General features: G+C 62.6%; 17 protein-coding genes. 4 read left to right on the top strand and 13 right to left on the bottom strand.

All coding sequences use genetic code 11. From position 1 onward, the window contains the following. Positions 1–8: 8 nt before the first annotated feature. The 3 genes from O0882_RS07830 to O0882_RS07840 form a co-directional block, all read right to left on the bottom strand. The gene (locus tag O0882_RS07830) at positions 9–1,040 is read right to left on the bottom strand and encodes an arginine N-succinyltransferase (protein WP_099376231.1); all 1,032 of its coding nucleotides are present in this window, start codon (positions 1,038–1,040) and stop codon (positions 9–11) included. A 107-nt stretch (positions 1,041–1,147) separates the two neighbouring features. Then, entirely contained in the window at positions 1,148–2,389 is a 1,242-nt protein-coding gene (gene astC / locus O0882_RS07835) for an acetylornithine/succinylornithine family transaminase (RefSeq protein WP_289946696.1), read from the bottom strand. Positions 2,390–2,529: 140 nt separating this feature from the next. Beyond that, positions 2,530–3,474, bottom strand: coding sequence for a helix-turn-helix domain-containing protein (locus tag O0882_RS07840; protein ID WP_289946697.1), 945 nt, complete (start codon positions 3,472–3,474; stop codon positions 2,530–2,532). 131 nt (positions 3,475–3,605) lie between these two features. Here O0882_RS07840 and O0882_RS07845 point away from each other — a divergent pair, with 131 nt between their 5' ends. From O0882_RS07845 to O0882_RS07855, 3 genes are all read left to right on the top strand, one after another. Next, positions 3,606–4,040: a MarR family transcriptional regulator gene (locus O0882_RS07845; RefSeq protein ID WP_289946699.1), complete on the top strand. Its 435-nt coding sequence runs from the start codon at positions 3,606–3,608 to the stop codon at positions 4,038–4,040. A gap of 45 nt (positions 4,041–4,085) precedes the next feature. After that, positions 4,086–4,370 carry a hypothetical protein gene (locus O0882_RS07850; protein ID WP_219132418.1) on the top strand — a complete coding sequence of 95 codons (285 nt, stop codon included), beginning with the start codon at positions 4,086–4,088 and terminating at the stop codon, positions 4,368–4,370. 152 nt (positions 4,371–4,522) lie between these two features. After that, on the top strand, positions 4,523–5,368 hold the full coding sequence (locus tag O0882_RS07855) for an HDOD domain-containing protein (RefSeq protein ID WP_071075178.1): 846 nt from the start codon (positions 4,523–4,525) through the stop codon (positions 5,366–5,368). On the opposite strand, the gene O0882_RS07860 is transcribed toward O0882_RS07855, so the two are convergent. The 9 genes from O0882_RS07860 to queA form a co-directional block, all read right to left on the bottom strand. After that, positions 5,365–5,538 carry a hypothetical protein gene (locus O0882_RS07860; RefSeq protein WP_289946703.1) on the bottom strand — a complete coding sequence of 58 codons (174 nt, stop codon included), beginning with the start codon at positions 5,536–5,538 and terminating at the stop codon, positions 5,365–5,367. The two genes, O0882_RS07855 and O0882_RS07860, sit on opposite strands and share 4 nt — an antisense overlap. 185 nt (positions 5,539–5,723) lie before the next feature. Further along, positions 5,724–6,350, bottom strand: coding sequence for a glutathione S-transferase family protein (locus tag O0882_RS07865; protein WP_289946704.1), 627 nt, complete (start codon positions 6,348–6,350; stop codon positions 5,724–5,726). Between the two features lie 74 nt (positions 6,351–6,424). Continuing rightward, positions 6,425–7,126, bottom strand: a complete 702-nt coding sequence (locus O0882_RS07870) for a YafY family protein (protein WP_289946706.1) — start codon at positions 7,124–7,126, stop codon at positions 6,425–6,427. After that, positions 7,123–7,872: a hypothetical protein gene (locus O0882_RS07875; protein WP_289946708.1), complete on the bottom strand. Its 750-nt coding sequence runs from the start codon at positions 7,870–7,872 to the stop codon at positions 7,123–7,125. The genes O0882_RS07870 and O0882_RS07875 overlap by 4 nt, the downstream gene beginning before the upstream one ends. Before the next feature lie 73 nt (positions 7,873–7,945). Continuing rightward, on the bottom strand, positions 7,946–8,968 hold the full coding sequence (gene secF / locus O0882_RS07880) for a protein translocase subunit SecF (RefSeq protein ID WP_289946710.1): 1,023 nt from the start codon (positions 8,966–8,968) through the stop codon (positions 7,946–7,948). A gap of 90 nt (positions 8,969–9,058) precedes the next feature. Continuing rightward, positions 9,059–10,924 carry a protein translocase subunit SecD gene (gene secD, locus O0882_RS07885; protein ID WP_289946712.1) on the bottom strand — a complete coding sequence of 622 codons (1,866 nt, stop codon included), beginning with the start codon at positions 10,922–10,924 and terminating at the stop codon, positions 9,059–9,061. A gap of 96 nt (positions 10,925–11,020) precedes the next feature. Continuing rightward, entirely contained in the window at positions 11,021–11,353 is a 333-nt protein-coding gene (gene yajC, locus O0882_RS07890) for a preprotein translocase subunit YajC (RefSeq protein WP_071075172.1), read from the bottom strand. 196 nt (positions 11,354–11,549) lie between these two features. Beyond that, positions 11,550–12,689 carry a tRNA guanosine(34) transglycosylase Tgt gene (gene tgt, locus O0882_RS07895; protein ID WP_289946715.1) on the bottom strand — a complete coding sequence of 380 codons (1,140 nt, stop codon included), beginning with the start codon at positions 12,687–12,689 and terminating at the stop codon, positions 11,550–11,552. Between the two features lie 2 nt (positions 12,690–12,691). Continuing rightward, a complete protein-coding gene (gene queA / locus O0882_RS07900; protein WP_289946718.1) occupies positions 12,692–13,747 on the bottom strand; it encodes a tRNA preQ1(34) S-adenosylmethionine ribosyltransferase-isomerase QueA in 1,056 nt (351 codons plus the stop codon). Positions 13,748–13,925: 178 nt separating this feature from the next. Between queA and recG the strand changes: the two genes are divergently transcribed. Beyond that, a complete protein-coding gene (gene recG, locus O0882_RS07905) occupies positions 13,926–16,028 on the top strand; it encodes an ATP-dependent DNA helicase RecG (RefSeq protein WP_289946720.1) in 2,103 nt (700 codons plus the stop codon). A gap of 1 nt (position 16,029) precedes the next feature. On the opposite strand, the gene O0882_RS07910 is transcribed toward recG, so the two are convergent. Further along, positions 16,030–19,353: a DEAD/DEAH box helicase gene (locus O0882_RS07910; protein WP_289946721.1), complete on the bottom strand. Its 3,324-nt coding sequence runs from the start codon at positions 19,351–19,353 to the stop codon at positions 16,030–16,032. Positions 19,354–19,372: the final 19 nt, after the last annotated feature.

Raw genomic sequence — 19,372 nt, forward strand, 5'->3', positions numbered from 1 at the left:
TCTCTCGGTTAGATGCGCACGCAAATGACGCTGTCGCCTTCGGCCACGGCCAGCGCTTCGAGCAGCTCGGGCGGCAAGCCGACGGTGTCCTGCGCTTCGAGCGCATCGCAGGTAAAGGTGACGGCGCGGAAGTTGCGCTCCGCGCCCGAAGCGACCGCGTAATGCACTTTCAGGCCCGTGCGGCTGGGCGTGACGCCGGCGACGACGCGGCGCGTGAGCGAGCCCGTAAACGAGCGCAGCGCATGCTTGTGCGCCTGCAGGATCGGGCCGCCATCGAAGATGTCGATGTAGTCGTCGGCTTCGAAGCCTTCTTCCGTCAGCAAATTGAACGCCAGTTCGCCGCTCGGGTGGATCTGGCCCATGGCCGCCTGCGCGTCGCCTGGCAACAGCGGCACGTACACGGGGTAGTGCGGCATCAGTTCGACGATCAGGGTGCGGTTGCGCGCGCCGCCGATGACTTTTTCGGCATCGAGGAAATCCATCTGGAAGAACTTGCGGCCCAGCGCATCCCAGAACGGCGACTGGCCGTTGGCGTCCGTGATGCCGGCCAGCGGCACGAAGAAGCGGTCGCCGAAACGGTGCGGCGCCAGCACGGCGAACAGCAGCCGCGCGCGCGACAGCAGGGCCGCCTCCAGGCCCGCCTGCTCCATATTGCGCACATAGAAGCCGGACAGCTGCGAATACGCCGTCAGCTCGGAGCACAGGGTCAGCGCATGCACGCTGTGGCTGATGTTCAGGTCACGCGAGACTTGCTGGATGACGTCGTTGCGAAAGGAAAAATAGGTGCCGTTCGAGCCGGCCGAGGCGAAGATGGCGGCAGTGCCGGCGATGCTCTTGTCGAGCAGGGATTCAAGCACGAAGAGGTATGACTCTTCGCTGGGGATGTCGACATGGGCGGCAAACGAGGCGATGGAGCGCTCGACGGAGGCGGCGATTTTTTCGCGCGTCTTCGGCAGGGTATGGACACCCGGCATGGTTACCGCGGCCAGCGCTTCGAGGGCTGCGATATCCGCAATTTCTACCGGACGGACAACATACATGGGTACTCCTTCAATGCTGACGATACTTGGGCTGAATACCCGGGTAGAACCAAGCCGGCCCGCAGCAAAGCGGCGGGCCGGTGATCAAACAGGGAGCGAGGCTAGCCTCAGGCTTTCAGCATGCCGTCGATGGCGACGCGCAGCAGACGGCCCGCTTCGGCAATCTGCTCGTCCGAGACGATCAGGGCCGGCGCCAGGCGCACCACGTCCATGCCGGCGATCAGCACCATCAAGCCTTGCGCTTCGGCCGCCTTCTGGATGTCTTTCGCGCGGCCCTTGAAGGCATCGCTGACGACCAGGCCCAGCAGCAAACCGCTGCCGCGCACGATGGAGAACACTTGCGGGTAATCCGTGATCAAGCCTTGCAGCATGGCGATCGTGCTGACGCTGGCTTCTTTCACACGCGCCAGGAACGCTGGCGTGTTGATGGTTTCCAGTACGCTCAAGGCCACGGTAGCGGCCAGCGGGTTGCCGCCGTAGGTAGTGCCGTGGGTACCGACGGACAGGGTTTGCGCCAGTTCATTCGTGGTCAGCATGGCGCCGATCGGATAGCCGTTGCCCAGGGCCTTGGCCGCCGTCAGGATGTCCGGCGTGACGCCATAGCCCATGTAGGCGAACAACGCGCCAGTGCGGCCCATGCCGCTCTGGACTTCGTCGAAAATCAACAGGGCGCCCGTCTTGTCGCACAGGGCGCGCAGCTCCTTGAGGAATTCAGGATTGCCCGGCACCACGCCGCCTTCGCCTTGTACCGGCTCGACGATCACGGCGCACACGTCATCGCCGATGGCGGCGCGCGCCGCTTCGATGTCGTTGTAGGCAATGTGGTCGATCGACGGCGGCAGCGGCTCGAAGCCTTCCGTGTACTTGGCCTGGCCGCCGACGGAGACCGTAAACAAAGTGCGGCCGTGGAAGGAGCTGAAGCACGAGATGATGCGCGACTTGTGCGCGCCGAATTTGGTGTGCGCGTACTTGCGCGCCAGTTTCAGGGCCGCTTCGTTGGCTTCCGCGCCCGAATTGCAGAAGAAGGCGCGGTCGGCGAAAGTCGCTTCCGTCAGGGCCAGCGCCAGGCGCAGCACAGGCTCGTTGGTATAGCCGTTGCCCAAATGCCACAAATTATTGATTTGCTTGGTCAGCACATCGACCAGCACAGGATGGCAGTGGCCCAGGCTGTTGACGGCGATGCCGGAGGTGAAATCGAGGTAATGCTTGCCAGACTGGTCCCACAGATCCAGTCCGGAACCGCGCACGGGCACCATGGCTGCAGGGGCGTAGGTAGGAACGAGGACCTGGTCAAAGGTATCCCGGGTGACTGGACGAGCCGTTACGGTCGAATCAAGCTTGGCATTCATAGCATTTCCCCATCAATATGTTAGGTACTCCGCAGCTACGACAGCTACGTGTGTACTGCATTATAAAAAGCGGGATGCTAAAACTCTTTTGAATCTGCGACAAGGATTTTCACAATTCATCACAGCTGCCTTGACACCGGCTAGGCCGGCGGCATGAGCTTTCTTTGCCGCTCTTCGCGTGGGGTATTGCCAAACAGGGTGCCAAAGGCCGTGGAAAAGTGCGAACCGGAGGAAAAGCCGCACATCAGGCCCACTTGCACGATGGAATAATGTGTATCGAGCAATAGTTGCCGCGAGCGCTGCAGGCGCAGCTCCAGGTAGTAGCGCGACGGCAGGCTGCCCAGGTATTGCTTGAACAGCCGTTCCAGCTGGCGCCGCGACAGGCCCACCAGGCTGGCGACGTCATCGGTCGAAAGGGGCTCCTCGATATTGGCTTCCATCAAGGTGACCGCTTCGGACAATTTCGGCTGCAGCACGCCGAAACGCGCCTGCAAGGCCACGCGCTGACGCTCTTCCTTGCCGCGCACCTTGTCCACGCACAACGCTTCCTTGACGAGCGCCTGCACGTCGGCGCCAAAGATGGTCTCGATCAGGGTCAGCGAAAAATCGATGCTGGCCGCGCCGCCGCAGCAGGTGATGTGGGGGCCGTCGATGTCGAACAAATGCGGCGTCAGGATGGCGCGTTCGGCCTTCGCTTCCGCATCGGCATACAAAGCCCAGGGCAAGGCGATGCGCACGCCATCCATGACGCCCGCGTCGGCCAGCCACAGCACGGCCGCACCCACGCCACCCCAGAATGGCGCCGAACGGCAGCGCTCGATCACGGCCCGGCACAGCTCGGCGCGCAGCGGCGCCTCCGTTTCATCGGCCACCAGCAGCGCGATATGCCAGTTGCCGCCCTGCTGGGCCACTTGCTCGGGCGTGCGCACGTCCAGTTGCAGCGCGTCCGGCCCCAGCGCCCGCGCACAGAGGCGCAGCGGTTGCACCAGGCCCGCCCAGGTAATCGACTCGGCATCGCCGGCATGGACCAACAGCAGGCGCAGCGGTTTGTCGAGGCCGATACGGGAAAGATTAGCGAAAGACATCGGCGGAGCGGACCAGGGGCAAGGGCTGAGTTGCCCACATGATACCGGAGTTCCGCCCCATCGAACCCTTCATGCAATAACGCCGCTGCCCCGGCGGAAAAAAGCGGGATGGAAGGATATAATCACACCCCATGGGTGAACGATATTTAAAAAGTATCCGGCTGCTGGCCGAATGCATGCAAGGCTTCGAGCGGTTTTCAGGCGACTTCGTGCGCCAGTACGGCTTGACGCATGCGCAATTCGACATCATTGCCACGCTCGGCAACACCTGCGGCATGTCCTACAAGGAGCTTGGCCAGAAAACCCTGATTACCAAGGGCACCTTGACGGGCGTGGTGGACCGGTTGGAGCAAAAGGGGCTGGTAGTACGCGAACGTTGCAACAAAGACAAGCGCTCCTACTTCGTGCGCTTGAGCTGCGAGGGTGAACAGGTGTTCCATGACGTGTTCCCCAAGCTGACACAGCAGGGACAGCGCTTGTTTGACGGCTATACCGAAGACGATTTCATGCGTTTGGAAACCACCCTGGCAAGCCTGAAACACGCGATCGCCAACGGCCACAGTTGATCATTCACCAAGCACAGACATTCAAACAAGACAAAGGAAACCAAGTTGAAAACCACACTGCTCGACGGCAAAAAGCCCGCTCATTTCGATAAACACATCATCGGCAACCTGCTGCTCAACGCCAGCACGCCGGAACTGGTACGCCAGGAAAAACTGATCATCGGCGTGCGCAACGAAGACGGCGAAATCTACCGCCTGATCGGCGCCACCAAGCACAACAGCTTCATGAATGCCGTCGAGGAACTCTTCGACCTGGGCTTGACGGATGAGCTGGAAGACAGCGATGAGCTCGTTGAAGGCTGTGACGCCATCTTCAGCGAATCTCTGTAGTCGCGCTGTCGTTAGAAAAAAAGGCATGCCACCTGCATAGGGGCATGCCTTTTTTCGTTTCCAGGGCATTTGCTTGCCTTTTGCCAAGCTGTTTGCGAAAAGATCACGGTTAAAAAGTTCCGTACGGAAATATTGCGAGTATAATTTTTTCAATGAACAGACTCGACGCCTTTAAAAGCATCGCCGCACAAGCCGCTCGTGGCGAGCTGACCTTTCCTGCCAATGTGAACGCTTCGCTCAAGCTGCAAGAGGCGCTGGCCGATCCCGACTGCCATATCGAGGCCGCTGCCAAGCTGGTGCAAGCCGACCCGCTGCTGGCCGCGCGCACGGTGGCCATCGCCAATTCGGTGGCGTTCAACCGCTCCGGCAATGAAATCACCAGCGTGCGCAATGCCGTGCAACGGCTCGGCGTGCGTACCCTGCAGTCGGTGGTGGCGTCGCTGATCGTGCGTCAGCTGGGCAGCACCATTACCGATCCCGTGCTGCAGGCGAAGGCCAAGCAGCTGTGGGAACATACGGCCCACGTGGCGGCCCTGTCGCAGGTACTGGCCCGCCGCGTCACCAGGGTGGACCCCGATACGGCCCTGTTTGCCGGCATCATGCATGAAGTGGGCGGCTTTTATCTGCTGTCGCGCGCGGCCGAATTCCCCGGCATCCTCGACGGTGAACCGCAGGACTGGGTCGAACATGGCGAACAAGCCATCGGCCATGGCGTCCTGACCAAACTGAAGGTGCCGGAAGCGGTGATGGGCGCCATCGCTGCGTTGTGGGAAGGCTTGCGCGCCATCCCGCCCGAATCGCTGGGCGACACCTTGCTGCTGGCGAATGACCTGGCGCCGGTATCGTCGCCCCTCAACGAAAGTCCGGCCGCCATCGCCGTGCGCGCCGCCCGCGCCGCCGGCAGCATCGATTGCGTGATCGGCGATGCGACCCTGTCGAGCATCATGGAAGAATCAGACGATGAAGTGCAGTCGCTGCTGAAGGTGCTCGTGCACTAATCCTGTTTTACCGGCACCGGCGGCAAGATCGGCACGCCTGGCGCCGGCCTCGTCACGTCGACGATCAGCACATGCTTGTCCACGGCCTGCGTCCCCTGCTTTTGCTGGACGACTTGCGTGGCGACCGCCTTGGTACTCAAGAGTGGTTTCGGATGGCGTGGCATGAACATGGCGTACCTGCTGGAAGTGGGAGACGCCCCATCTGTGCGGCGACGCTCCAATTATCAAGCTCCGGACAAAAAAAACCCGCTCGAAAGCGGGTAAAGTCCAAAGCTAGGGATGTCCTGAAAGAGACAGCCCTATCTTATGCGGTGCACCACGCCGGCTCCGTGCGCTGGCACACTTAGCGGGCACATTATCCCGGCAGCAGCTGCACATCCGTTTCCTGCCAGGCGCGCAGCTGCCGCACGCGGGCAAACCAGGCCTCAATATGCTGGTACTGCGCCAGCGGCAGCCGCACGGCCTCGCTGTACATCAGCGGCGCGGCCACGGCGAAATCGGCCAGGGTCAGGGCATCGCCGCAAAGCCAGTCGCGCTGCGCCAGATGCGCGTCCAGCACCACGGCGCACTCATGCAGATCGCGCTCGCCGCGCGCCTCTTCCAGCGGGTCCGCCGGACCATTGCCCGTCATGCCCTTCCAGGCGCGTTCCCAGGCCAGCACGCTGATGGCCGGCGCGAAATGCTGCGCCGTCCAGAACAGCCAGCGGTTGACGTCGGCGCGGGCCTGCGGCGCCTGCGGATAAATCGTCTGGCCCGGCACCTGCTCGGCCAGGTATTGCATGATGGCGCACGATTCCCACAGCAGGAAATCGCCATCGGCCAGCACGGGCACCTTGCCGTTCGGGTTCAGTTCGGCCAGGCGGCGGCGGTCGTCCGCATTCATCAGGTCGACTTCGGCCAGTTCCAGAGGCAGGCCGAGGTGGATCGCCGTCATCAGGGCACGGCGGGCATTCGAAGACATGGGGTGGTGGTACAGGCGCATGGTGCGTAACTCCGGTGAGTGAGGAAGCCACCATCGTAGAACCAGTCACTGACAGTTTTTGTCAGGAGCGCGTCTCAGGATTCCGGATCAATCTCATGCGCTTTGCGCCATGTATCGAGCAAGGCGTGGCGGCGCGTGGGATAGCGCTCGTCATGTCGCAGCACGCTGGCGATACGGTCGATGCGGAAATGCCGGTAATCGCCGCGCAGCTCGCACCAGGCGGCCAGCAGGCGCTTGCCTTCAAAAAAGGCCAGGGCAAACGGCCACACCGTGCGCGAGGTGGCGCTGCCATGCTCATCCTGATAGGCGAGCGTGAGCTTCTGTTCGTAGCGGATGGCCTCGCGCACCGGCTGCACGTAGCGGTCGGCCGGCTGCGTGCCATCGGCGGGACGGCCCAGCGGCACCCACAAGCTGGTCTCGGCCATGCTGTCGCGCAGGTCGCGCGGCGAGGCGGCCGCGATCTTCGCCAGGGCATTGCTGGCCGCCTGCGCCAGGCCCGCATCGCCCTGGCGACGCACCCAGCGCGCGCCCAGCACCAGCGCTTCCAGTTCATCGGGTCCGAACATCAGCGGCGGCAGAAAGGCGCCGCGGCGCAGCACATAGCCGATGCCGGCCTCACCCTGCAGGGGCGCGCCCAATTCGGCCAGGGTCTGGATATCGCGGTAAATCGTGCGCTCGGAAACACCCAGCTGCTGCGCCAGCTGGGCCGCCGTGACGGGCACCCGTTTGGCGCGCATGGCGTCCATCAGCAGGAACAAACGGCCGCTGCGGCTCATGGACAAGCCTGCAAAGCCTGGTCGCCCATCACCAGGGCCGACAGGGCCGGCACGTACAGATAGCCGTCGGGCGCCAGGCGCGCCGCGCGCGTTCCCTCTTGCACGCCGGCGATGCCGTAGCAGCGCTGCAGGCGGGCGGCCCCCGGCCACCAGTAGACGACCGCCTCCTGATCGGGAAAGCGCTGGCGCACGCCATCGGCCTGCGCCGCCACCTGCCGGAAATCGCGGTAGAAGGCGGGGCCTATGCCCAGCTCCGCGGCAAACGCCGCTTCCAGCGCCGCCACCTGCGCCAGTTGCACGGCCAGCGCCGCAGTTTCGCGCTCCAGCTCATCGGCCGGCACGCCCGCCTCGATCAGGCTGCGGCGCATGTACTGCGGGCCTTCCTGCGCGCGCAGAAAGGCCGACTCCTGCAGCGCCAGCACGGCGGTGTCTGGAATGCTTTTATGGTGCGCGGCCGGGAAAAGGTACAGGGCACAGCTGCCGGCACACACGGTGTCGATGGCGAGGCTCCATTGCCGCTGGCGCAGGTAGCGCCCCAGCAGCATGGCCGCCTGCGGGTCGCCGCCATCGCTATTGACGCGCAGCACGGTGGTCCCTGGCGTGGCCAGCTGCCTCAGCTGGTCCACATCGCCCTCGGCGATGGCGCCGCGCAGGGCGATGGTATCGCTGCCTACGCGGCGCAATTCCGCGGCACTGGCCAGCGTGCCGATGCCCGCCATGAGGCCCATCACTATCAAACGCTTCATCGTCATCCGTCACAAAAAAAAACGACCACCGCGCGGGTGATCGTTCTTGAATTCGTCATGCAACAAACTGCGCTTACACCACGGCGCCGTCGGTTTCGTCTTTTTCCTTGATCGGCTTGATCAAGTCTTCGCGCTTGACGCCCAGCCACATGGCGATCGAGGCCGCGACGAACACGGACGAGTAAATACCGAAGCAGATACCGATGGTCAGCGCCAGTGCGAAGTGGTGCAGGGTCTGGCCGCCGAAGACCAGCATCGACAGCACCATCATCTGGGTCGAACCGTGGGTGATGATGGTACGCGAAATGGTGCTGGTGATCGCGCTGTCGATCACTTCATGCACGGAAGCCTTGCGCTGCTTGCGGAAGTTTTCGCGGATACGGTCAAAGATCACCACCGATTCGTTGACCGAGTAGCCCAGCACCGCCAGGATCGCCGCCAGCACCGTCAGCGAGAATTCCCACTGGAAGAAGGCAAAGAAGCCCAGGATGATGACCACGTCATGCAAGTTGGCGATAATCGCCGAAACGGCGTATTTCCATTCGAAGCGCACGGCCAGGTAAGCCATCACGCCCAGGATCACCACCACCAGCGCGTTCAAGCCGTTCTGCGTCAATTCGTCGCCCACTTGCGGGCCGACGAATTCCACTTTCTGCAGCACCAGCGCTTCATTGCCGGCGGCGTCCAGGCAGGCGGTCTTGATCACATGCTCGCCCTTGTCGGTGACGGTATCGATGCCCTTGGTCGTGCCTTGCTCGACCTTGCACAGGGTTTCGAACACGCGCTGCGAGGTATTCGCGGCAGTCACGCCCTTTTCCACCGGCAGGCGGATCATCACGTCGCGTGCCGTATCGAAGCTGGTCACGCCGGGCTCTTCGTAGCCCATCTTGATCAGGGTGCCGCGTATGCCTTCAAGGTTGGCCGCTTTCGGGTACTTCACCTCCAGCACGGTGCCGCCCTTGAATTCCACGGACAGGTGCAAGCCCTTGTGGAACAGGAAGAAGACGGCGGCAAGGAAGGTCACGGCCGAAATGACGTTGAAAATCAACGCATGGCGCATGAAGGGAATATCTTTTTTGATCCGGAAAAATTCCATGAAATCCTCTGAGTTCTATTCTGTGCGTCCGGCGGTTGTGCCACCGGACGCGATCGCTGTTGTCGCTATTGGGTGAGTCTGGGCCGCCGCTTATTTGCTCGTGCCCGGCACCCACACCGTGCCGATCGACAAGGTCGTCAGCTTTTTCTTGCGGCCATACCAGAGGTTGACCACGCCGCGCGACACGAACACGGAGGAGAACATCGACGTCAGGATGCCCAGGCAATGCACGACGGCAAAGCCGCGCACGGGACCGCTGCCGAAGGCCAGCAACGCCAGGCCGACGATCAGGGTGGTCACGTTCGAGTCGAGAATCGTGGCCCATGCACGGTCGAAGCCGGCGGAGATCGCCGCTTGTGGCGTACTGCCGGCACGCAACTCTTCACGGATACGTTCATTGATCAGCACGTTGGCGTCAATCGCCATGCCCAGCGCCAGCGCGATCGCGGCGATACCTGGCAAGGTCAGGGTCACCTGGATCATGGACAGCAAGCCGACCAGCAACAGCAGGTTGGTGGCCAGGGCCAGCACGCTGAAGGCGCCGAACAGCATGTAGTAGGCGATCATGAAGATGGCGATGGCGATGAAGCCATACAGGGTCGAATGGAAGCCCTTGGCGATGTTTTCCGCGCCCAATTGCGGTCCGATCGTGCGTTCTTCGATGACGGTCATCGGTGCCGACAGGGCGCCCGAGCGCAGCAGCAAGGCCAGTTCATTCGCGTTTTCCGCGCCGCCCATGCCCGTGATCTGGAAGCGCGAACCGAGTTCCTGCTGGATGGTCGCCACCGACAGCACTTCCGGCTTGCCCTTTTCAAACAGCACGATGGCCATGCGCTTGCCGACGCGCTCGCGCGTCGCTTCGCGCATCTTGCGGCCACCGTCGCCGTTCAGGTCGATCGACACGGCCGCTTGCTGGTTCTGGTCGAAGCTGGCCGTGGCGCTGGAGATATAGTCACCCGTCAGGATCACGTCTTTCGACAGGACGACAGGCACGCCCTTGCCAACCGTAAACAGTTCCGAGTTGAACGGAATGGCGCTCGACAGTTCCGTGCCAGGCACGATGCCTTCGTCGACCAGGCGCACTTCCAGCGTCGCCGTGCGGCCGATGATGGCTTTCGCGCGGGCCACGTCCTGTACGCCAGGCAATTGCACCACGATACGGTCAGGACCTTGCTGCTGGATCAGCGGCTCGGCCACGCCCAGCTCGTTGACGCGCTTGGACAGGGTGGAGATATTCTGTTTCACGCCTTCGTCGATGGTCGCCTTCAGGGCTGCCGGCTTCAGGGTGATGTTCAGTTTCAGATCGCTGCCTTCGCCCGCATCGGCGAAAGCCAGTTCCGTCATCTGGTCGGACAGCACATTTTTTGCCTTCAGGCGCGTATCGGCGTCACGGAAGTTGATCTGCACGCTGTCACCCACGCGCTCGATGCCGGCGTGACGGATATTCTTGTCGCGCAACACGCTACGCGCGGCGGACTGGACGCCCTGGACTTTCTTGTTCAGTACGGCTTTCGCATCGACCTGCATCAGGAAATGCACGCCGCCGCGCAAGTCCAGGCCCAGGAACATGGGCAAGGCATGCAATTTTTGCATCCACAATGGGGTATTGGCTTGCAGATTGACCGTCACGATATACGCAGGGTCGCTGGCATCCGTATTCAGGTCCTTTTCCAGCACCAGTTTTGCCTTGAACTGGGTATCGGGATCGGCGAAACGCACGCGCACGGAAGCGAGGTTGCCAGCGCCATCCATGGTGACACCTTCCGACTTGACGTTTTCTTTCGTCAATATTTGCTCGACTTGCGTCATCAGCTCGCCCGTCACTTTGACGGTCGACCTGCCGCTGGTTACTTGCAGCGCCGGTGATTCACCGAAATAATTGGGCGCCGTATAGAGTGCGCCCAGCAATAAGGCGACGACGATGATGATGTATTTCCAGGCAGGATAGCGATTCATATTGATTCAGCGTTCAGTGTTGAGCGTCGGAGGCGTCGCGAGGGGCGGCGGGTAGCCGCCCCGGTGAATCATTGCCAAGGCAATGACAGCGAGGAATTACAGCGCCTTCAGGGTGCCTTTAGGCAGCAGGGTGGTGATGGCGCTCTTTTGCACCGTGATTTCGGTGCCGGTCGCCACTTCGATGGTGACGTAAGCGTCCACTACCTTGACAACACGGCCCAGCATGCCGCCAGCGGTGACGACTTCGTCACCCTTGGCCAGCGCGTCCATCATCGCCCGTTGTTCTTTGGCGCGTTTTTGCTGTGGACGGATCATCAGGAAATACATGACCACGAACATCAATACCAGCGGCAGGAAGCTGGTCAGGTTGCCGCCGAAGCCCAGGGCGTCGGTTGGGGCTTGCGCATAAGCGTTGGAAATGAAAAACACGGTGACTCCAGTTCTAATCAGTTTGAAAAAATAGCGCTGTATTCTAGCATTGGCTATACGTCGTAACCCGAATTGCAGGCATGGCAACTTTAAGTGGGGCTAAAAAGGCATTATGCAATGCTTTATCGCCCCAGTCCAAGCACCAATCCACAAAACTTCCAGCCCTGCTGCCGCCAGGGCTCAAGCTAAGCTTTTCTTAAGTTCCGCGTGCGCGTTCCGCATGGAATTGCAGGGTAAACGCGTGGAAACGGTCTTCGTCCAGCGCTTCACGCATCTGGCGCATCAAGTCCAGGTAGTAATGCAGGTTGTGGATGGTGTTCAGGCGCGCGCCGAGGATTTCCTTGGAACGGTGCAAATGGTGCAGGTAGGCGCGCGAAAAGTTGCGGCAGGCGTAGCAGCTGCAGGTCTCGTCGAGCGGCGCCTGGTCTTCCTTGTACTTGGCGTTCTTGATCTTGATGTCGCCGAAACGGGTGAACAGCCAGCCATTGCGGGCGTTACGCGTCGGCATGACGCAGTCGAACATATCGATACCGTTCGACACGCCGGCCACCAGGTCTTCCGGCGTGCCCACGCCCATCAGGTAATGCGGCTTGTTGGCCGGCAGGCGCGGGCCCACGTGGGCCAGCATGCGCATCATGTCTTCCTTCGGCTCGCCGACGGACAGGCCGCCGATGGCGATGCCGGGGAAATCGATCTCTTCGAGCTTGGCCAGCGACTCGTCGCGCAGCATTTCAAACATGCCGCCCTGCACGATGCCGAACAGCGCATTCGGGTTCTCGCCGCGGTGGAACTCGTCCTTCGAGCGCTGCGCCCAGCGCAAGGACATGCGCATCGACTTGGCCGCTTCCTCGAGGGTGGCCGGGCGGCCTTCAATCTCGTACGGCGTGCATTCGTCGAACTGCATCACGATGTCGGAATTGAGGACGCGCTGCACCTGCATCGACACTTCCGGCGAGAGGAACAGTTTATCGCCATTGATGGGCGAATTGAAATGCACGCCCTCTTCCGTGATCTTGCGCATGGCGCCCAGCGAAAACACCTGGAATCCACCCGAATCGGTCAAGATCGGCTTGTTCCAGCCCATGAAACCGTGCAAACCGCCAAATTTCTCCATGACGGTGTTACCAGGACGCAACCACAAGTGAAAGGTGTTGCCCAAAATGATCTGCGCATCGATCTCGTTCAGTTCCAGCGGCGACATCGCCTTGACGGTGCCGTAAGTGCCCACTGGCATGAAGATCGGCGTCTGCACGACGCCATGGTTGAGTTTCAAGGTGCCGCGGCGTGCCTTGGTCAGGCCGCTCGTGTCGGTCTTGAGGAGTGTAAATTCCAGCATGGTCAGTCTTTCACGGGAGTATTGAGGTTCAGCGCAGCGCGCGATTGCGTGGTCAGCAGCATCGCATCGCCATAGCTGAAGAAACGGTAGTTCTGCGCGATCGCATGCGCGTAGGCGCTGCGGATCGGCGCATAGCCGGCAAAGGCCGACACCAGCATCAGCAGGGTCGACTTCGGCAAATGGAAATTGGTGATCAGCCGCGTCACCGTTTTAAACGCATAGCCGGGCGTGATGAACAGGGCCGTATCGGCGCTGCCCGCCACCAGCTGGCCGCTTTGCGAGGCCGATTCCAGCGCGCGCAAGCTGGTCGTGCCGACGGCCACCACGTCGCGCCCGGCAAGTTGGGCGGCGCGCACGGCGTCGACGGTGTCCTGCGGCATGGTGTACCACTCGGTATGCATCTTGTGTTCGGCCAGTACTTCCGTGCGCACGGGCTGGAAGGTGCCGGCGCCCACGTGCAGGGTCACATAGGCAAAATTGACGCCCTTGGCCTTCAACTGGTCGAGCAGGGCCTGGTCGAAATGCAGGCCCGCCGTCGGTGCGGCGACGGCGCCGGGCACCTTGTTGAAGACGGTCTGGTAGCGCGTCTCGTCAAATTCGTCCGCATCGTGCTCGATGTAGGGCGGCAGCGGCAAACGGCCATGCGCCTCGATCAGCTCGAATACGTCGGCCTCGAAATGCAGGGTAAAGAATTCGCCGGCGCGCTGGCCGACCGTGACGTCAAACGCGTCGGCCAGGCGGATGCGGCAGCCGGGCGGCGGCGACTTCGAGGCGCGCACCTGGGCCAGCACGGTGCGGTCGTCGAGCACGCGCTCGACGAGCGCCTCGATCTTGCCGCCGCTTTCCTTCACGCCAAAGAAGCGCGCCTTGAGTACGCGCGTATCGTTCATCACCAGCAGGTCGCCCGCGGCTAGCTGTCCGACGATGTCGGCGAACTGGCGGTCGACCAGGGCGTCGCCGTCCAGATGCAACAGGCGCGAGGCGCTGCGCTCGGCCAACGGAGTTTGCGCAATGTTTTCTTGCGGCAAATTAAAATCGAAATCGGAAAGCGAATACATGCGTTTTGCTTCAAAAGTACGTCAAAAATGATTAGGAGTGCGCAATGGAACATCTGGCACTATACTGTGCGCCTATACAGGCATTACAATAATCCGCCGCAACAATTTCCGACTGCGGTACGCACAGGGTGTGCCGGACAACCCTCTATTTTACGCTAGCGGCACCAAAACCTTGCATATGTCCGATCCAAAGCCCGATCTTCCTCCCGCAGCCAAGCCGGCCGCGAAGCCGAAAGCCGTCAAAAAAGTGGTCAGCACGGAAAGCCGGCTGGCCAAACTGGGCTTGCGCACGGATATGGACCTGGTGCTGCACTTGCCGATGCGCTACGAGGATGAGACGAAGGTCTACACGATACGCGATGCCTGCCTGCGCGGCGGCGAGTCGTGGCAAGTGGAAGGCGTCGTCACCAAATGCGAAGTCAATTTCAAGCCGCGCAAGCAGCTGCTGGTGACGATCGCCGACGAAACGGGCAATTTGCTGCTGCGCTTCATGAATTTCTACGGCAGCCAGGTCAAGCAGCTGGCCGAAGGCACGCGGGTACGTGCGCGTGCCGAACTCAAACACGGCTTTTTCGGCGCCGAGATGGTGCACCCGACGTATAAAGTGGTCAACGAGGGCGCGCCGCTGCCCACGGCCCTGACGCCCGTGTATCCGTCCGGCGAAGGCTTGTCGCAGCACGTGCTGCGGCGCGAGATCGCCGACGCCATGCGCCGCATCGACTGGCACGATACCTTGCCTGACGAGCTGTTGCGCCAGATGCAGCTGTCGCCGTTCCGCGCCGCCGTGCACCTGCTGCACTATCCGCCGCAGGACATCGATGAAAGCGCGCTGATGGACCGCTCGCACCCGGCCTGGGTGCGCATGAAATTCGATGAGCTGCTGGCGCAGCAGCTGTCGCTGAAACGCGCCCAGCGCGCGCGCCGCTCGAAAGGCGCGGCGTCCTTGCCCATCGTCGGCAAACTCTCGGCATCCTTTGCCGCCGCCCTGCCCTTCAAGCTGACGGGCGCACAGGCCCGCGTGCTCGAGGAAATCCGCGCCGACCTGCACCAGCCGTATCCGATGCAGCGCTTGCTGCAGGGCGACGTCGGCAGCGGCAAGACAGTCGTCGCCGCCTTGTCCGCCACGCAGGCCATCGACAGCGGCTACCAGGCCGCGCTGATGGCGCCCACGGAGATCCTGGCGGAACAGCACTTCCGCAAGATCGCCGCCTGGATGGAGCCGCTGGGAGTAAAAGTCGCCTGGCTGACGGGCAGCCTGAAGAAAAAGGAAAAGACGGCCGCGCTGGCCCTGATCGAATCGGGTGAAGCGCAGCTGGTGATAGGTACGCATGCGCTGATCCAGGACAACGTGCTGTTTGCCAAACTGGGCCTGGTGATCGTCGACGAGCAGCACCGTTTCGGCGTGGGCCAGCGCCTGACCCTGCGCAACAAGGGCGACAGCGCGGCCGTGCCGCACCAGTTGATGATGTCGGCCACGCCGATCCCGCGTACCCTGGCCATGACGTATTACGCCGACCTGGAAGTGTCGGTGATCGACGAGCTGCCGCCCGGACGCAGCCCCATCGTCACGCGCGCCATCGACCAGAACCGGCGCGACGAAGTCATCGCCCGTGTGTACGCGGCCGCGCTGGAAGGCCGGCAAGTGTACTGGGTCTGTCCCCTGATCGAGGAATCGGAAGCGCTGCAGCTGCAAACAGCCACCGACACCTACATGATGCTGGCAGAAGCCCTGCCCGCGCTGCAGGTGGGCCTCGTGCACGGCCGCCTGAAGCCGGCGGAAAAGCAGGCAGTGATGGATGCCTTCATCGCCGGCCAGATCCACGTGCTGGTGGCCACCACCGTCATCGAGGTGGGCGTCGACGTACCGAACGCCTCGCTGATGGTGATCGAACACGCCGAGCGTTTTGGCTTGTCGCAGCTACACCAGCTGCGCGGCCGCGTGGGGCGCGGCACGGCGGCCAGCGTCTGCCTGCTGCTGTATCAGGGCCCCTTGGGCGGCGTGGCGCGCCAGCGTTTGATGACCATGCGCGAGACGACGGACGGTTTTGAAATCGCCCGCCGCGACCTGGAAATCCGCGGCCCCGGGGAATTCCTCGGCGCGCGCCAGTCCGGCCAGGCCATGCTGCGCTTCGCCGACCTGGAGACGGATCAATGGCTGGTAGACCAGGCGCGCGACGTGGCGCACGATCTGCTGCACGCCACCACCGCGGCGGCGGCCGCCACCGTGGAAGCGCACCTGGCGCGCTGGCTGGGCGGCAAGGAAGAGTTTTTGAAAGTCTGAGTTAAGCGCTTTTCAAGGGCGAAAAAATCACCTGCAAATCGTCTTGCGTGATCGCCAGCGCTTGCGCCGGACCCTGGGCCAATACGGCATCGGCCAGTTCGGCCTTGCGGCGCTGCATTTCCTGAATCTTTTCTTCCAGCGTACCTTTGGCGATCAATTTGTAGACGAATACCGGCTTGTCCTGGCCGATGCGCCAGGCACGGTCGGTGGCCTGATTTTCCGCTGCCGGATTCCACCATGGATCGTAGTGGATCACGGTATCGGCCGCGGTCAGATTCAAGCCAACACCGCCAGCCTTCAGGCTGATCAAAAATAGTGGCACGCTACCTTGCTGGAAGGTGTCGACCTGCGCGCTGCGATCCTTCGTCTCGCCGGTCAGCAAGGCATACGCGATGCCGCGCTCGCGCAACTGCTCTTCGATCAGCGCCAGCATGCTGGTAAATTGCGAGAATACCAGCACTTTGCGCCCTTCGGCCAGCAACGCTTCGAGCATCTCCATCAATTCCGCCAACTTGGCCGACGGCGCCATGCATTTCTTGCCGGCGCCGGCCACCAGGCGCGGGTCGCAACAGACCTGGCGCAGCTTGAGCAAGGCGTCCAGGATCACGATCTGGCTGCGTGCCAGGCCCTTGGCGGCAATCGCCGCGCGCACTTTTTCGGCCATCGCCAGGCGCACCGTTTCGTACAGATCGCGCTGCACGCCGGCCAGTTCGACTTCGCGTACCATTTCTGTCTTGGCCGGCAACTCCTTGGCCACCGTGTCCTTGGTACGGCGCAGCAGAAACGGTTTGATGCGCCGTACCAGGAAAGCGTTGCGCGCGCCATCGCCGAGCTTTTCTATCGGTTTGCGGAACTCGGAGTTAAAGGTTTTTTGATCGCCGAGCAAGCCTGGCATCAAAAAGTGAAACTGCGCCCACAACTCGCCCAAATGATTTTGCAGCGGCGTGCCGGTCAGGCACAAGCGGTGCGTGGCCGGTAGCAGCGCCGCCGTCTGCGCGGCCTTCGAGTTGCTGTTCTTGATGTATTGCGACTCGTCCAGGATCAGCAAATGAAAGTGCTGGCGGCGCAAGGCTTCCTCGTCGCGCGGCAGCAGCGCATACGTGGTCAGCACCAGGTCATAGTGCCCCATCTGTTCGAAATGCTGCGCGCGTTGCGGTCCGTGCAGCAGCAGCACTCTCAGGGCGGGCGCGAAGCGCGCCGCTTCGGCCTGCCAGTTGCCCATCAGGCTAGTCGGCGCGACCACCAGCGCTGGCGACGTCAGCCGGCCCGCCTCCTTTTCCAGCAAGATGTGGGACAACGTCTGGATGGTTTTCCCCAGCCCCATGTCATCGCCCAGGATGCCGGCGAAATGGTATTCGCGCAGGAACTGCATCCACGCCAGCCCTTCGCTCTGGTAGGGACGCAAACTCGCCTGCAGGCCCGTTGGCGCGGCAACCGGTGCCACGCCGTCGAACCCGCGCAGCCGGGCGCCCAGTTGACGCAGCCGCTCGCCGCCCGTCCAGCGCAGCTGCGCGCTCCCTTCCAGTTCGGCCAGGCGCGCCGCATCGAGCACCGGCAAGCGCATGCCGGCGCCGATACGCTCCTTGAAATACAGCTCGCCCAAAGTATGCAGGATGGGCTTGATGCGGCTCCACGGCAGGGCCACCCGCATGCCGTCGGGCAGGCTGGCGATCAAGTGTTCGGCATCGTCGTGCAGCGCCAGCGCGGCCGGATCGAAATGATCGGGCGCCTCGCGTATCCATTGCAGCAGCACCGGCAGCAAGGGAACGCGCTGCCCATTGACGACGATGCCCAGTTCCAGCTCGAACCAGGCGTTGCCGCCCTCGCCGTCTTCCGCCACCTCGGCATACCAATCGTCGACCGATGCCAGATCGTAACGGTAGCCGGGGCCGTATTCGATCAGCCAGCCCTGCTGGCGCAAGGCAGGCACGCCATGTGCGGCAAAATCGAGCCAGGCGGCCTGGTTCGGCAACTGCAGGATGCCGGCCACCGAACCTAGCGCCGATATGCTGGCATCGGGGGCGACAAAACCGTGCGCTTGCAGGCTGCTCATGGCAGCTTTTTCAGCATCCATATCGCGCTTGATCGTCTCGTTGCCGTTGGCGCTATGCCGCTGCAGCTGGTATGCGGCGTCGGCAGAGGCGCGCATGCCGTCATAATCAAACGCCAGCAGGACGAAGTCGTGCGGCGGCGCAGCGGCGGCATCGCTGTCGACGCTAGCCATCAGCAGGAAAGGACGCGGCGCGATATCGCGCCGGACTATCTTGCGCAGTGCCGGCGGCGGCGCAACGATGCGGTCCAGTCCTTGCGCCAGCAGTTCACGCGCCAGGACGGCGCGCTCTTTGCCGGCGACGCGCGGCGCGCTGGCCACCAGCAGCTTCAAGTCGTTCAGCGCCAGGCCCGTCAGACCTTCGGGCAAGTTCAGCGGCCCGATTTCTCCAGCCTGAACAAACAGCGCAGGCTCCGTCGCCAGCACATGCTCCAGCGGCGCGCCATCCTCCGACTCCCAGCGCAGCATGACGCTTTCGTCGTCCTGTATGGCCCAAGCCAGGTGCGTCTGGCGCGCATCGGCCGCCTGCATCCGGGTCAGCAGGCCAACCTTCAGCTCATCGCGTGTGGCGGCGCGGAACAGCCGCTGCTTTTGCAGCAGGTCTTGCAGCAGCTCGGCGCCGATGGCACCGCGCACAGCAGCAACAGCGGTGGAAAACTCGGAGCCTGCGCGCAGCAGGAAAAACAGATGCGCCGAATAACGATCGGCCGCCGTCATGTACGCCGGCGGGGAATGACGAATATCGTAGAGATTGGCCAGCACCGACACCGAGGCAATGGCGCCGCCGACGCGCAGCCGCGCGCGACACAACAACAGATCCAGACATCCCGCAGGGTTGGGCATGAGCACATACACCAGGCGATACATGGCTTGGGTCGCAGCGCCCGCGCGTTTGATCACGGGCTTGGGCGCAACGGCCTGCGCCAGGCCGCGCAACCAGGAAAGCAGGACTGGCGTGAGCCCATCCCCAGGCACGGCCGCAGGCTGCGGCGGCGTCAGTTCCAGGTAGCGTAGCAAGAGCGCCACCACATGCTTGCAGTTGTAATCCATGGGACAACTGCAATCGCCATCGAATCGCACGCCGCGCGGGCCTGGCTTGATCCGCACCGTTTGCCGGTAGCGTTGACCGCCGCTCCCGCTGACCTTACCTTTGATCGCATCGCCATCGGCCGTGACGGCCAGCACCTTGCCGCGACGCACATAATCGCGGCCGCGATGCAAGGTGCCCGCATCAAAGCTGGCGGCAACATCAGCCGCAGTAAAATCGAAAGTCAAATCACCTACCCTCCAATAG

It is taken from the genome of Janthinobacterium sp. SUN073, from assembly GCF_030397665.1.
Classification (GTDB): Bacteria; Pseudomonadota; Gammaproteobacteria; order Burkholderiales; family Burkholderiaceae_D; genus Janthinobacterium.

What these genes read in the sequence shown, in the direction of transcription:
- O0882_RS07830 (WP_099376231.1), bottom strand. Translation starts at nt 1,040, where the DNA reads ATGTATGTTGTCCGTCCGGTAGAAATTGCGGATATCGCAGCCCTCGAA.
- astC (WP_289946696.1), bottom strand. Translation starts at nt 2,389, where the DNA reads ATGAATGCCAAGCTTGATTCGACCGTAACGGCTCGTCCAGTCACCCGG.
- O0882_RS07840 (WP_289946697.1), bottom strand. Translation starts at nt 3,474, where the DNA reads ATGTCTTTCGCTAATCTTTCCCGTATCGGCCTCGACAAACCGCTGCGC.
- O0882_RS07845 (WP_289946699.1), top strand. Translation starts at nt 3,606, where the DNA reads ATGGGTGAACGATATTTAAAAAGTATCCGGCTGCTGGCCGAATGCATG.
- O0882_RS07855 (WP_071075178.1), top strand. Translation starts at nt 4,523, where the DNA reads ATGAACAGACTCGACGCCTTTAAAAGCATCGCCGCACAAGCCGCTCGT.
- O0882_RS07860 (WP_289946703.1), bottom strand. Translation starts at nt 5,538, where the DNA reads ATGTTCATGCCACGCCATCCGAAACCACTCTTGAGTACCAAGGCGGTC.
- O0882_RS07865 (WP_289946704.1), bottom strand. Translation starts at nt 6,350, where the DNA reads ATGCGCCTGTACCACCACCCCATGTCTTCGAATGCCCGCCGTGCCCTG.
- O0882_RS07870 (WP_289946706.1), bottom strand. Translation starts at nt 7,126, where the DNA reads ATGAGCCGCAGCGGCCGTTTGTTCCTGCTGATGGACGCCATGCGCGCC.
- O0882_RS07875 (WP_289946708.1), bottom strand. Translation starts at nt 7,872, where the DNA reads ATGAAGCGTTTGATAGTGATGGGCCTCATGGCGGGCATCGGCACGCTG.
- secF (WP_289946710.1), bottom strand. Translation starts at nt 8,968, where the DNA reads ATGGAATTTTTCCGGATCAAAAAAGATATTCCCTTCATGCGCCATGCG.
- secD (WP_289946712.1), bottom strand. Translation starts at nt 10,924, where the DNA reads ATGAATCGCTATCCTGCCTGGAAATACATCATCATCGTCGTCGCCTTA.
- tgt (WP_289946715.1), bottom strand. Translation starts at nt 12,689, where the DNA reads ATGCTGGAATTTACACTCCTCAAGACCGACACGAGCGGCCTGACCAAG.
- queA (WP_289946718.1), bottom strand. Translation starts at nt 13,747, where the DNA reads ATGTATTCGCTTTCCGATTTCGATTTTAATTTGCCGCAAGAAAACATT.
- recG (WP_289946720.1), top strand. Translation starts at nt 13,926, where the DNA reads ATGTCCGATCCAAAGCCCGATCTTCCTCCCGCAGCCAAGCCGGCCGCG.